14 protein-coding genes and 1 tRNA gene are annotated in these 12,382 nt (G+C 39.9%); 8 read left to right on the forward strand and 7 right to left on the reverse strand.

Annotated elements, in window-relative coordinates; translation table 11 throughout:
- Positions 1–46: 46 nt before the first annotated feature.
- Positions 47–343: a hypothetical protein gene (locus ACIQXU_RS05890; protein WP_402955906.1), complete on the forward strand. Its 297-nt coding sequence runs from the start codon at positions 47–49 to the stop codon at positions 341–343.
- Positions 344–397: 54 nt separating this feature from the next.
- Here ACIQXU_RS05890 and ACIQXU_RS05895 read toward each other — a convergent pair whose 3' ends face one another.
- The 5 genes from ACIQXU_RS05895 to ACIQXU_RS05915 form a co-directional block, all read right to left on the reverse strand.
- Positions 398–889, reverse strand: a complete 492-nt coding sequence (locus tag ACIQXU_RS05895; protein WP_402867820.1) for a spore coat protein — start codon at positions 887–889, stop codon at positions 398–400.
- A 229-nt stretch (positions 890–1,118) separates the two neighbouring features.
- Positions 1,119–1,382, reverse strand: coding sequence for a hypothetical protein (locus ACIQXU_RS05900; protein WP_402987482.1), 264 nt, complete (start codon positions 1,380–1,382; stop codon positions 1,119–1,121).
- A gap of 143 nt (positions 1,383–1,525) precedes the next feature.
- A complete protein-coding gene (locus ACIQXU_RS05905; protein ID WP_402987485.1) occupies positions 1,526–1,954 on the reverse strand; it encodes a GNAT family N-acetyltransferase in 429 nt (142 codons plus the stop codon).
- 4 nt (positions 1,955–1,958) lie between these two features.
- On the reverse strand, positions 1,959–2,474 hold the full coding sequence (locus ACIQXU_RS05910) for a YjcG family protein (RefSeq protein ID WP_402867823.1): 516 nt from the start codon (positions 2,472–2,474) through the stop codon (positions 1,959–1,961).
- Between the two features lie 78 nt (positions 2,475–2,552).
- On the reverse strand, positions 2,553–3,275 hold the full coding sequence (locus tag ACIQXU_RS05915) for an alpha/beta hydrolase (protein ID WP_402987488.1): 723 nt from the start codon (positions 3,273–3,275) through the stop codon (positions 2,553–2,555).
- A gap of 175 nt (positions 3,276–3,450) precedes the next feature.
- Here ACIQXU_RS05915 and ACIQXU_RS05920 point away from each other — a divergent pair, with 175 nt between their 5' ends.
- Complete coding sequence (locus tag ACIQXU_RS05920) at positions 3,451–4,008, forward strand: phosphatidylglycerophosphatase A family protein (RefSeq protein ID WP_402867825.1); 558 nt, start codon at positions 3,451–3,453, stop codon at positions 4,006–4,008.
- A gap of 39 nt (positions 4,009–4,047) precedes the next feature.
- Here ACIQXU_RS05920 and ACIQXU_RS05925 read toward each other — a convergent pair whose 3' ends face one another.
- On the reverse strand, positions 4,048–4,269 hold the full coding sequence (locus ACIQXU_RS05925) for a hypothetical protein (protein WP_402867826.1): 222 nt from the start codon (positions 4,267–4,269) through the stop codon (positions 4,048–4,050).
- 215 nt (positions 4,270–4,484) lie between these two features.
- On the opposite strand from ACIQXU_RS05925, the gene ACIQXU_RS05930 reads away from it, so the two are divergent.
- The 3 genes from ACIQXU_RS05930 to ACIQXU_RS05940 all read left to right on the forward strand — a co-directional run bounded on the left by ACIQXU_RS05930 (position 4,485) and on the right by ACIQXU_RS05940 (position 6,484).
- Positions 4,485–4,556: transfer RNA gene (locus ACIQXU_RS05930), tRNA-Val, on the forward strand.
- Between the two features lie 331 nt (positions 4,557–4,887).
- On the forward strand, positions 4,888–5,796 hold the full coding sequence (gene murB, locus ACIQXU_RS05935) for a UDP-N-acetylmuramate dehydrogenase (protein ID WP_402867827.1): 909 nt from the start codon (positions 4,888–4,890) through the stop codon (positions 5,794–5,796).
- 163 nt (positions 5,797–5,959) lie between these two features.
- A complete protein-coding gene (locus ACIQXU_RS05940; RefSeq protein WP_402867828.1) occupies positions 5,960–6,484 on the forward strand; it encodes a type 1 glutamine amidotransferase domain-containing protein in 525 nt (174 codons plus the stop codon).
- Between the two features lie 56 nt (positions 6,485–6,540).
- Here ACIQXU_RS05940 and ACIQXU_RS05945 read toward each other — a convergent pair whose 3' ends face one another.
- Entirely contained in the window at positions 6,541–7,704 is a 1,164-nt protein-coding gene (locus ACIQXU_RS05945) for an ROK family transcriptional regulator (protein ID WP_402987491.1), read from the reverse strand.
- A gap of 171 nt (positions 7,705–7,875) precedes the next feature.
- Between ACIQXU_RS05945 and xylA the strand changes: the two genes are divergently transcribed.
- The 3 genes from xylA to xylB all read left to right on the forward strand — a co-directional run bounded on the left by xylA (position 7,876) and on the right by xylB (position 12,353).
- The gene (xylA, locus tag ACIQXU_RS05950) at positions 7,876–9,198 is read left to right on the forward strand and encodes a xylose isomerase (protein ID WP_402987493.1); all 1,323 of its coding nucleotides are present in this window, start codon (positions 7,876–7,878) and stop codon (positions 9,196–9,198) included.
- Positions 9,199–9,374: 176 nt separating this feature from the next.
- The gene (xylE, locus tag ACIQXU_RS05955; protein WP_402987496.1) at positions 9,375–10,763 is read left to right on the forward strand and encodes a D-xylose transporter XylE; all 1,389 of its coding nucleotides are present in this window, start codon (positions 9,375–9,377) and stop codon (positions 10,761–10,763) included.
- Between the two features lie 87 nt (positions 10,764–10,850).
- Positions 10,851–12,353, forward strand: coding sequence for a xylulokinase (gene xylB / locus ACIQXU_RS05960; protein ID WP_402987498.1), 1,503 nt, complete (start codon positions 10,851–10,853; stop codon positions 12,351–12,353).
- Positions 12,354–12,382: the final 29 nt, after the last annotated feature.

Here is a 12,382-nt window from a genome sequence, read left to right on the forward strand (position 1 = left end):
GGGTATGTAAATGACAAGAGAACCTATATAGTGAGGAGGGTTAATGATGGGATACATAGCGCCAGTAACGCAATTCGAATACATTCAATACGCAAACCGGACAGTAGAAGCGGAGAGAAAGCCAAGAATCGTTGATGGAACGACACCCATTCAGCCAATTCGTTTTGACCAAGTGTTGGAAGACGAAACGAAGCGGTCGGAAAAATTTGACCATGTCACGAATATGAATCAGGACAGATCACCTGGAGCAGGTGCGTATAAGAACCATTTACTAATGAGGGCTCAAGAGGAAATCACGGCTGAAATGACAGGAAAAGGAGGATATGTAAACGAAATGGTTTGAAACTTCGATAGAAATACAAAAGGACACATTTATGTGTCCTTTTTGTGTTCACTCTTAAAGAACGTCTAATTCTACAATTAGAGCTAACAATAATTGTAGTAACAATTGAATGTTAACGGCGATTTGAGCATCGGTTGTAGTGATTTCGATATCACGGCTGTTTTCAACAATTGTTTTTTGACGTGTAATTTGTTTAACATTAGAAGATTGAATCAATTCTTGAGTAATGCGGTCCGCTTGGTCAGTGTCTGCAATGGAAATGCTGACGATGACAGCGATGGCTGCTTGGATTGCCGTCTGTAAAGAAAGGGCCGCTTTAACATCTGTAGAGATTACTCTTACATTACAAGAATCTTTAATGTAAACAAGCTCTTCAGATAGTTGGAGTTGCGAATTATCCTGTTTAGCTTCTTGTTCAATTTCGTTTGCGGATTCTTCACAGAATGATGTTAGGGGATGGTTGGTGTTATTGTCTAGAGCCGACCATGATCTTTCAGAATGTTTTGTTGTATTGCAATTGTTGCTATGATATACATTTTGGTTCATGTCGTTTTTTCCTCCTTAGGGTTTAATTCCCTATTAAAATATGCTATGCATGTAAATTTGGTTGGACGAATAAATCAATTCATTCGTTTATTTTCAAATATTTTTTTGAAGAGTTTGTGCGAACGGATGAAGCATCATGGAATGAAGTGTTCAGAATGAATGGTAAAGAAGCAAGGTCCAGTCTGCGCTTCATACCGAAAAGAGCGTAATTGAATAGGAGGAATGTTAGTTATTTGTCTTTGGTATCGGAATAACTAGTGTGGTGAGAATTTGTGACGGGATTCACATCATTTTCTGTAATGCTTTTCTCTTGATTGATAAGCATTTCAGATTGTTTCTGTAAAAACTGTATGGTCTCTTTTAAGTGACTTCTTTCTTTATCACTCAAATCAACTTTATCCTTTTTGACACCATGCTTTCTCAAAGTCCTTGAAACGAGTAGTTCCATTAACCTTTTTTGAGATTCATCCATGTTGAATCCATTGTTACTCATAAAATTTCCCTCCTTCTTGCTTTCTATATATAGACTATGTTTATTTGTGAATATTGACATAGAATGGGAAGGGATTTTTACGAGAATGGTATATATAAAAAAACGCTGTCCCCTGTGGAAATTCCAAGGGAACAGCGTTTTTATTAGGAAATCTTTTTTTTCATCGTTTTATGGGGAATCCCTGCATCCATAAATTCCTCGGAAATGATTTCATACCCTAATTTCGAGTAAAAGGGGATGGCATGTAATTGAGCATCGAGCTTCAATTGAGAGATGTCATGAGAAATCGCAAATTCTTCAATGGCATTCATGATCAGGGCACCAGCCCCAGTTTTACGGGAGTTAGAGAGTACACAGATGCGCTGGACCTTACCAATCCCGTCAATGATTCGAAATCTCCCCGCACCAATAGGCTGCTCTTCCTCGTTATATAAAACGAAGTGGGTGGAGTCTTCTTCATATTGGTCAATCTCTTCTTCAAGTGGGACATGTTGTTCCTCTACAAACACTCTTTTTCTTATGGTGTAAGCATATCCACGTTCTTGCTCGTTTTCAACAATTTTTACAAACACGAAATTATTCAGCTCCTAAACGAAATGTTTCATATACAGTCCATGTTCCATCTTCCAATTGATACAATAAATGAATTCTTTTGACATCTTCTTCATGGCTTACATCAAGCATGCTTAATTGACCTAAAACATCCGAATGTTCGTTATCAGATAGATCTTGTGCAATCGTTATATGTGGAACGAAAGCATGTTCTGTTTCATTTTTGAAGAAATTCTCATCATGAAGCATTTCGTGTAAGTCTTCAAGTTCCTTTGACAGCTCCACTTTAAAATAAATGGTGTTGCTGACGGGTTGGAAGGATTTCGCTTTCGTCACATTTAAGGAGAAAGGCTGGAACTTCCGTGCAATGTCTTTCAAGCGTTCTGCGATTGCTGAAATTTCCGTTTCAGTCGCTTCAAACGGTTGTTTAAGTGTGAGATGTGGTGGAATGAATGCGTACTTTGTGTCATACCGTTTCCGGTAGGAGTTTGCTAAATCTTGAAGTTTTTTTGAAGGGAAAATTGCAACACCATATTTCATATTGTTACCTCCTAAGATTATAATTTAATTTTTCGAAAACTCTAGTCCAAATGCATTTTTTTACCATTCTAACCGAGGTTAAAACATTTCTAGAAGGGCCCTTTTTAAATCTGCCTGCCAAAACTTCCACGTATGATTCCCTTCAAATTCTTCATAGAAGCAAGGGAATCCTTTTTGTTTTAACAATTTATGCAGTTCCCGGTTGGGTTCTATGAAATTTGCCCGGTTCCCATCTGTAGTGGGAACGTCAGTCTCTTCGGTTCCAATCACATGATACAGTTCGAGGAGATGAGGATTCTCAAAACTACGGACAGCATTCATCACTTCTTCATTGGCAAGCGGAGACTGCATGATGCATTTACCGAATGTATGTGGATATTTAAGTGCAGCGAGCAGGGAAACCGTGCCACCAAGAGAATCCCCCATTAATGCCCGGCCATGTCCCATTTGATAGGTTGGGAATTCCTCATCTAAAAATGGAACAAGTTCATGGGCCAGAAATCGTATGTAGGCTTCGTGCTGTTCACCATCAGGATGATATTTCCGTCTACGGTCAAACCGATCTTTATAGGGAATGCCGACGATTATAATATTCTCAATCTCGCCATTTCCTAAAAGTTCATCAGTCACACGACCTATTCGACCCATTTGAAAATAATCTCGACCATCTTGAGCTATGACAAGCGTATATTTATAAAGTGGTGAAAAATTAGCCGGTAAATATACAAGTAGCTCTAATTCCTCAGATAACGCCTCACTTCTAAACATATATTCTTTTATCGTGCCTTTGCGTAAACTCATTTACCGCACCTCTATGAATTTATAATGAAAATAATGTTCTTAGTTATTTTAGCATAGCCATCCTTCTTTTTCCTGTCTGAAGGATATAGAAAAGTGATTTTTCTTTTATTTTCCAAATATTTAGAATATTTAATGGTATAATGGAAAGATATCAAAAAAAGGGGAGGCAGATAAAATGGCAGATGTACGCGTCCATAGCAGGGAAGTTACAAGAGCGGCTAAACAAACATTACTAGATCGTGGTGTAAGTGTGGAGGCTATTGCAGAGATTGTCTTTGAACTACAATTCCCTTATAAAGCTGATTTGAAATTAGAGGAATGTATTAGAAGTGTTGAAAGGGTGCTTTTAAAGAGAGAAATTCAACATGCCATTTTAGTTGGTGTTGAACTTGATCGACTGGCAGAACAAAAGAAGCTATCGGAACCGCTTCAATCCATTGTCGAATCGGATGAAGGTCTGTTTGGAGTGGATGAAACGATTGCCTTTGGTGCCGTACTTGGTTATGGAAGCATTGCCGTGACAACCTTTGGACATTTGGATAAGAATAAAATAGGCGTCATTCACGAATTGGATAAGAAGCAAGAGGGAGTCGTGCATACCTTCCTCGATGATATTGTTGCAAGCATTGCAGCAAGCGCTGCCTCAAGATTGGCACACCGTCTAAGAGATGATGAAGAATCTTTAACTGAACAAGAAAAGGATATACAGGAAGAAGAGGAATTAATCGGATAAGTTTGGAACAATCAATGATGCGTTAGGTAGTAATCGGGATTATCCTGACCTATCATACCTGGACTTAATAAGGCGGGCAGAGAGGATGTTTTCTATTTTAAACGTTCGTTTTGTCCGCCGAAGAAAGCAAAAGGCACGGATATAACCTGAATATACTTCAAGAACTTCAATTCTGCGCTGTGTAATCTTTCCATTTTCAGATAGGTAAATGATTTCTAAAGGAACCTTTTCATCCATATGTTTCCGAATGATATATTTCATTCCGCTGGCCTCCGTTTCTATCTTTCTTGTTTATATTATATGCGAACGTACGTTTGTTATGCAAGGAAATAAAGAACATTTGTTCTTGTCTTGTTCCATATCTTTTATTTAAAGGCAAACGCTAAACTTTTTTTAAATAATTCGTTGACTTTTGTCGAAAAGAACTTATAATAAATTATGTACTTAAGTAACAGAGCAAGCCAACTATTACATACGACTTGTTAGCTCAGTGGGAGAGCACTTCCTTGACAGGGAAGGGGTCGTGGGTTCGAATCCCTCACAGGTCATCCAACGGCGTAAGCATTGTACAATCAATGTTTTCGCCGTTTTTTATTATGGTTTTACTGGATGATACTGAGAAACATATAGGATTCTTTTTAGAGTTCTACTGGTGGGGATGAGCTCCTCTTTCCTTCATTAATGGTGAACCGGGGAATGTAGCCATAACTAAATATTGAAAAGTGTGGTTATTGGAATAAATGGCAGGTTATAAATAAGTGTAAATCGTTGTTTTTCGCTTATATGAAGCATAGAATGAAATATCTAACGATTAATGTGTACAAAAAGAAATGAAATGTTTGTTCTTTTTTCTAAAATTTTTAATGGGAGTTTGTATAAATGAGTAAACAAATTTTTTTAGATCTTCAGGGAATTGTACATCCAAGTAATGTGAGAATGAATGAACCGCTACATCAATATACGTTTACAAAAACAGGTGGCAAGGCAGATTTCTTCGTAATGCCTACAAACTATCAAGAAGTCCAAGCGATATATGTTTATGCGCTTAACAACCATTTACCCTTAACCATCGTGGGGAATGGTTCTAATATGATTATTAAAGATGGGGGCATACGAGGTATCGTCATGACCCTTATTGATATAGCAAGCATGGAATTGGAGGGTAATAAGCTCACCGTTCAAAGTGGTGCTGCTATCATTCAAGCCTCTCGATACGCGTTACAAAATAGTCTAACTGGTTTAGAGTTTGCTTGCGGGATCCCCGGTTCTGTTGGAGGGGCTTTATATATGAATGCAGGGGCATATGGTGGAGAAGTTTCAGATGTACTACAGGAAGCCCTGGTCATCACCCGTTCTGGAGATTTGCAGACTTTGAAAAAGGATGAATTAGAACTGGGCTATCGTTCTAGCCGCTTTTCAAAAGAAAAACTACTGGTATTAGAAGCTACCTTCTTATTAAGAAAGGGAGAATACGAAGACATTAAAAGTAAAATGGATGATTTTACTTTCCAGAGGGAATCTAAACAACCGCTTGAATTTCCGTCTTGTGGAAGTGTCTTCAAACGTCCGCCTGGACACTTTGCAGGTAAATTAATCCAGGATAGCGGTTTGCAAGGAAAGCAAATCGGTGGAGCTCAAGTTTCCACTAAACATGCTGGATTTATCGTAAATGTTGGTTCCGCAACAGCCACCGATTATTTGGAACTCATTCAATATGTTCAAGACACCGTTAAAAGGAAATTCGACGTGGAGCTTGAAACCGAAGTGAAAATAATTGGAGAAGACTAATATCCTAAAAAAGACTTTCGTTCATTAGAAAGTCTTTTTTTCTTTTTATCAGATCCCAGGATGAAATTTAAAAAGGCACTTAAAGATAAAAGTGTACGAGTTACCAAAAGGGGGAAGTATACCTTTAAGTTAAGGGGAACAAGTTATAGAAGGAGAGGGATATATGCGCTTAGAAGGAAAGAAAGTAATCAGTCTTGTGCATCATGATTTCGAGGATTTGGAGCTTTGGTATCCGATTTTAAGATTGAGGGAAGAAGGGGCCATCGTCCATCTTGCCGGAGAAAAGGCAAATGAGACGTATATTGGTAAATATGGTGTGCCAGCCGATTCAGATTTTGATTATGGCAGCATCAAAGCGGAAGACTATGATGCGATTCTTGTTCCAGGAGGCTGGGCACCTGATAAGATTCGTCGGTTTCCTGAAGTAATTTCTCTGATTCAGAGTATGGAAGAAAGCAAGAAGCCGATTGGCCAAATATGCCATGCGGGTTGGGTCTTGGTTTCGGCAGGAATTTTGCAAGGGAAGAAGGTGACAAGTACGCCCGGAATCAAAGATGATATGGAGAATGCCGGGGCACATTGGATGGACGAACCTGTTGTGGTGGACGGAAACCTGGTATCGAGCAGACGTCCACCGGATCTTCCCGATTATTTACGGGAATTGATTCGGGTAATTGAAGAGAAATGAAACAAAAAAGTGGTTTTTCCTGAGGGAGAAATCACTTTTTGTTTCATATAAACTTATTAATTTATGTGATTCAAATTTGTTTTCAAGAAATTTTCGATTACATGGGCCGATACCCCTAATGAAGGGGAATAGGAAGATAAATCAGAAAAGCTGATATGCAATTTTTCTTGATTGAACTGGAGGGCATGGCTTTCAACTACCTTCACTATGGAATCCCTTAACCAGTCCTTGGCCATAGCTAGGCGGTTTCCGATAATAATCTGCTGAGGGTTGAAGGTATTGGAAATATTGCTAATGCCAATCCCAAGATATTGTCCAATTTCTTTGAAAAGGTCACGGATTCCTTCATTATGGCTTGCCTGATCAACCAATGATTCAAGCGTGGTTTCTTCCAACTGGAAAAGTGATGATGCCCGTTCAATCAATGCTTTTTCGGATGCGTATAATTCCCAGCAACCCTTGCTTCCACATTTGCAGGGCTTTCCATGAACGTCAATGATCATGTGGCCCATTTCTCCGGAAAATCCATTCGCTCCGCGGTACAGTTCATTTTGGAGGATAATGCCGACCCCAATGCCCATACCCGCGCTTACGTAAACAAGATGTTCATGGCCTTTGCCGGCGCCAAATTTCTTTTCTCCATAGGCCCCGGCATTTGCTTCGTTTTCTATGATGACAGGGAGACCAAACTCTTCTTCCATGTCTTTTTTTAGGTCAACATTCTTCCAACCTAAGTTCGGAGCAAGCAAAATTTCCCCTTTGTTATTAACGATTCCAGGAATACCAATTCCGATTCCTACCACTCCGTAATAGCTTTCGGGGGCAGTTTTTATTAAAGATTGAATCATTTCTTTCATACGATCAAAAGTTTCTTGGTAGTTTGCATTATTCGTATTCCTACTAATTTCCCCTATAATGTCACCATTGAGATCAGTAAGTATACCTAACATATAATTTACTCCAAGATCTATTCCAATCGAGTAGCCGGCCTTTTCTTGAAACAACAACAGGACTGGACGTCTTCCACCGCTAGACTCTCCTGGCCCTGATTCAATGCAAAGATTAGCTTCCAATAATTCATTGACGAGAGAAGAAACAGTCCCCTTAGTGAGTCCGAGATGCTGAGAGATATCTGCCCGAGATATCGGTGCACATTCCAGGATGGTTTCTAAAATGGCCTGCTTGTTATTCACTTTCATTAGTTGCTGGCTCCAGGTCATCTTTCTACCTCCTTTTAATAATAATGGATTTTAGGTAAGTTTTATTATAACAAAAAAATTCAAAAAAACTTAGTATATTCATTAGACAAACTAAGTTTTTGCTGGTATTATTATTTTTATAAATTATGAAAGCGATTCCAATTTAATTTTATCTGAGGAGGAAATATAACTATGAGTTATTTTGAAACAATCAATCAAGTAAAATATGAAGGTTCAGAATCTTCGAATCCATTCGCCTTTAAATATTACAACCCGAAAGAAATGATTAACGGAAAGACGATGGAAGAGTTTTTGCGCTTTGCCGTCTCTTACTGGCATACATTCACTGCAGATGGTACAGATCCATTTGGACAACCAACAATGCTCCGTCCATATAATAAATTTACGGGAATGGACCTAGCAAAGGCACGTGTGGAAGCTTCCTTTGAATTTTTTGAAAAAATGGACGTTCCATTCTTCTGTTTCCATGATGTCGACGTCGCTCCTGAAGGAGACACATTGAGGGAGACAAATAAGAACATGGATGAAATTGTGGCCATGATCAAGGAATACTTGAAGACTAGCAAGACGAAATTACTTTGGAATACGGCGAATATGTTCTCTAATCCTCGCTGGGTTCACGGTGCAGCAACTTCACCGAATGCGGATGTATTTGCCTATGCGGCTGCGAAAGTGAAGAAAGGATTGGAAGTAGGGAAGGAGTTAGGTTCAGAAAATTATGTATTCTGGGGCGGACGTGAAGGCTACGATACGCTTCTTAATACGAATATGAAGTTAGAACTGGATAACTTGGCCCGCTTCTTCCATATGGCCCTGGATTACTCCAAAGAGATTGGTTTCGATGCCCAGTTCTTGATTGAACCAAAACCAAAGGAACCGACGAAGCACCAATATGACTTCGATGTCGCAACGGGTCTTTCTTTTCTACAGACGTATGGCTTGAAGGATCATTTCAAATTCAATATCGAGGCAAACCATGCAATATTGGCAGGCCATACATTCGAACATGAATTGCATGTTGCCCGTACTCACGGGATGCTTGGTTCCGTCGATGCAAACCAAGGTGATACGTTGCTTGGATGGGATACGGATGAATTCCCGACTGACTTGTATTCAACGACGTTGGCGATGTACGAAATCCTTAAAAATGAGGGTCTTGGAACAGGCGGTCTGAATTTTGATGCGAAAGTAAGACGGGGATCTTTCGATTACGAAGATTTATTCCATGCGCATATTGCTGGAATGGATAGCTTTGCGATTGGTACTAAGGTTGCGAAAAAGTTACTTGAAGACAAAGTATTGGAAGATTTCATTGCGGATCGTTACAGCAGTTACACCGCCGGAATCGGCTTGGAAATTGTTGAAGGGAAAACAGATTTTCGTAAGTTGGAAGACTATGCACTGGGTCTTGATGAAATCCAAAATAAATCGGGCAGACAAGAATACTTAAAAGGCATATTGAACAAATACATTCTTAAAGCAATTGCAGAATAAAAGGTGAATGGAGGGAGGAACTAGCATACGATTTATGATTGGATTCATGTATAGTCATATCTTCTAATTCAAGTAGAGGGGGTTATGGAGAAGGAGTTTAATTGGTGAAAGAAAAGAAACTGCTGGAATTACCTTGGCTTTTTTCTTTTACGGGTTTATTCTAACTCTATGAAACTATGAAAAAAAATCGTAACTCACTTTATATTTTTTCACTTACACTAGTAGCGGCACTTGGTGGATTGCTATTTGGATATGATACGGCTGTAATATCCGGGGCGGAAAAATCCCTAGAAGCCTACTTCATTACGAGTTTAGGTCTCGGGTCTTTAGCCCACGGGGCAACGACCTCAAGTGCATTGATTGGGTGTATCATCGGAGGTTTGCTGTCCGGGATGATCTCAAGTAGACTCGGGCGTAAGAATTCATTAATCCTAGCTTCTCTGTTATTCTTTTTTTCTGCTTTAGGGTCCGCTTATCCGGAGTTTTTATTTTTCACAAAAGGCGAACCGACGCTAGCGTTATTGCTCACGTTTAACGTATATCGGATTATAGGCGGCATTGGAGTGGGTTTGGCTTCAGCAATCGTCCCTATGTATATAGGGGAGATTGCTCCTGCTGATATCCGAGGTAAATTGGTATCCTTTAATCAATTTGCCATCATTCTTGGGATGTTAGTCGTGTACTTCGTTAACTGGGCCATCGCTAATGGGCAATCAGTAGAATGGATCAATGACATCGGTTGGAGATACATGTTCGCTTCGGAAGCAATTCCGGCTCTATTGTTTGGTCTACTCCTGATATTTGTTCCAGAAACACCACGATATCTAGCGTTGAAACATCAAAATGATAAAGCACTGGCAATATTAACAAAGATTAATGGAGCTGTTGAGGCAAAGTCCATTTTTAATGATATTAAACAAACGGTGAATGTATCCAGTGGGAAATTATTATCTTACGGTAAACTAGTAATCGTCATAGGCATTCTCCTATCTGTTTTCCAACAATTTGTCGGCATTAATGTTGCTTTGTATTATGCTCCGCGCATTTTTGAAAGCATGGGAGCAGGAAAAGATGCTTCGATGATGCAAACCATCATTATGGGAATTGTAAACGTTATCTTTACTGTTATTGCCATCATGAACGTGGATAAATGGGGACGAAAACCATTACTCGTAGTCGGTTCCATAGGAATGGCCATAGGAATGTTTGGAGTAGCAGGAATAGCGTACGCCAATGTGATTGGGATTAGCACGTTAGTATTCATTATTGTATATACGGCTTCATTCATGATGTCGTGGGGACCTATTTGCTGGGTATTGATTTCAGAAATATTCCCGAACAAAATTCGAGGCCAGGCCGTTGCCATCGCTGTTGCAGCCCAATGGATCGCCAATTACTTAATATCTGCCACATATCCTATGATGATGGAGTACAGTGGTGCTTTAACATATGGGTTCTATGGTTTAATGAGTGTTCTTTCGGCCATTTTCGTATGGAAGTTCATACCGGAAACGAAAGGAAAGACGTTGGAGGATATGGAAAATATCTGGACGAAATCGGCTTGACAATAAAGAATACGTTTCATTATGATGTGCTGGGTCCCAAAAGGATTTCCAGCACATTTTTCTAAATTGAGTAGAGGATGGTGGAACATGAAATATGTCATCGGCGTGGATTTAGGGACGAGTGCGGTAAAGGTTTTATTGATGAATCAACAAGGAAAGGTGTGCGACGAGATTTCAAAGTCATACCCCCTCATACAGGTACAACCAGGGTTCAATGAACAAGATCCCAAGGGATGGGTTGATAAGACGACAGAAGCGCTCAGTGAGTTAGTCAGGAAATTCGATGGGGACACAAATGACATTGAAGGAATTAGTTTTTCCGGGCAAATGCACGGTCTTGTTTTATTGGACCAAGAGGGGAATGTCCTTCGAAATGCGATTCTATGGAATGATACAAGAACAACGGAACAATGCCGTCAAATTTATGAATGTATTGGCGAGAAAAGGCTATTGGAAATCACAAAAAATCAGGCGCTTGAAGGATTTACCCTACCGAAATTGCTTTGGGTCAAGCAATATGAACCGGAAATCTATCATCAAGCAGATGTCTTCCTGCTACCAAAAGACTATGTTCGTTATGCGATGACAGGAAAAATACATAGTGAATATTCCGATGCTGCCGGAACTCTTCTAATGGATGTGGCAAAAAAACAATGGAGCGGTGAAATCTGTGAACTTGTCGGTGTCGACGTAACACTATGTCCGCCTTTGGTAGAATCGAGTGAGTGTGTCGGAGAAATCACAGCAGACTTTTCAGTCCAAACGGGTTTGGCGAAAAAAACAAAAGTGTTTGCCGGAGGGGCCGACAATGCATGTGGTGCAATCGGGTCGGGCATCCTTTCCGAGGGGAAAACGCTTTGCAGTATCGGTACTTCTGGTGTGGTTCTCTCCTATGAAGAAAAGAATGACCGTGATTTTGGAGGAAAAGTTCATTATTTTAATCATGGTGAAGAAAATACTTTTTACACAATGGGTGTGACCTTATCTGCAGGGCATAGCTTAAGCTGGTTTAAGGATACTTTTGCAAGTGGGGAAGAATTCGATACGGTTCTGGAGGGTGTTGCTAACGTTCCAATAGGGGCAAATGGTCTATTATTTACCCCATATATATCGGGCGAGAGGACACCATATCCCGATGCGACCATTCGTGGAAGCTTTATTGGCATGGATTCTTCTCATAAGCGAATTGATTTTGCTAGGGCTGTCCTTGAAGGCATTACTTTCTCTTTGAATGAATCCATCGACATATTCAGAAAAAACGGGAAGTTGATCGATACGGTCATATCCATTGGTGGAGGAGCAAAAAATGAAACGTGGCTACAAATGCAGGCTGATGTTTTCAATGCGACTATCGTTAAATTATCAAGTGAACAGGGCCCGGCAGTTGGTGCTGCAATGCTTGCTGCATATGGTAGCGGCTGGTATGATTCGTTGCAAGCATGTGCAGAGGTATTCATTTCAGAAGAAAAGTCCTATAAGCCGATAACGGCTAATGTCGAAAAGTATGCCTTGCTATTTGATGTGTACAAAAAGGTATATAATCAGACAAAGGAACTGAATGAAGAGCTGAAGATTTTCCGCAATCATTAGTCCAGAATGAGCGAACGAGGTCAATTCTT

The sequence above is a fragment of the Peribacillus sp. NPDC097284 genome, assembly GCF_044761765.1.
Lineage (GTDB): Bacteria > Bacillota > Bacilli > Bacillales > DSM-1321 > Peribacillus.

Bases quoted from the DNA above. Each gene is read 5' to 3' on its own strand.
- ACIQXU_RS05890 (WP_402955906.1), top strand. From the start codon at position 47: ATGGGATACATAGCGCCAGTAACGCAATTCGAATACATTCAATACGCA.
- ACIQXU_RS05895 (WP_402867820.1), bottom strand. From the start codon at position 889: ATGAACCAAAATGTATATCATAGCAACAATTGCAATACAACAAAACAT.
- ACIQXU_RS05900 (WP_402987482.1), bottom strand. From the start codon at position 1,382: ATGAGTAACAATGGATTCAACATGGATGAATCTCAAAAAAGGTTAATG.
- ACIQXU_RS05910 (WP_402867823.1), bottom strand. From the start codon at position 2,474: ATGAAATATGGTGTTGCAATTTTCCCTTCAAAAAAACTTCAAGATTTA.
- ACIQXU_RS05915 (WP_402987488.1), bottom strand. From the start codon at position 3,275: ATGAGTTTACGCAAAGGCACGATAAAAGAATATATGTTTAGAAGTGAG.
- ACIQXU_RS05920 (WP_402867825.1), top strand. From the start codon at position 3,451: ATGGCAGATGTACGCGTCCATAGCAGGGAAGTTACAAGAGCGGCTAAA.
- ACIQXU_RS05925 (WP_402867826.1), bottom strand. From the start codon at position 4,269: ATGAAATATATCATTCGGAAACATATGGATGAAAAGGTTCCTTTAGAA.
- murB (WP_402867827.1), top strand. From the start codon at position 4,888: ATGAGTAAACAAATTTTTTTAGATCTTCAGGGAATTGTACATCCAAGT.
- ACIQXU_RS05940 (WP_402867828.1), top strand. From the start codon at position 5,960: ATGCGCTTAGAAGGAAAGAAAGTAATCAGTCTTGTGCATCATGATTTC.
- ACIQXU_RS05945 (WP_402987491.1), bottom strand. From the start codon at position 7,704: ATGACCTGGAGCCAGCAACTAATGAAAGTGAATAACAAGCAGGCCATT.
- xylA (WP_402987493.1), top strand. From the start codon at position 7,876: ATGAGTTATTTTGAAACAATCAATCAAGTAAAATATGAAGGTTCAGAA.
- xylE (WP_402987496.1), top strand. From the start codon at position 9,375: ATGAAAAAAAATCGTAACTCACTTTATATTTTTTCACTTACACTAGTA.
- xylB (WP_402987498.1), top strand. From the start codon at position 10,851: ATGAAATATGTCATCGGCGTGGATTTAGGGACGAGTGCGGTAAAGGTT.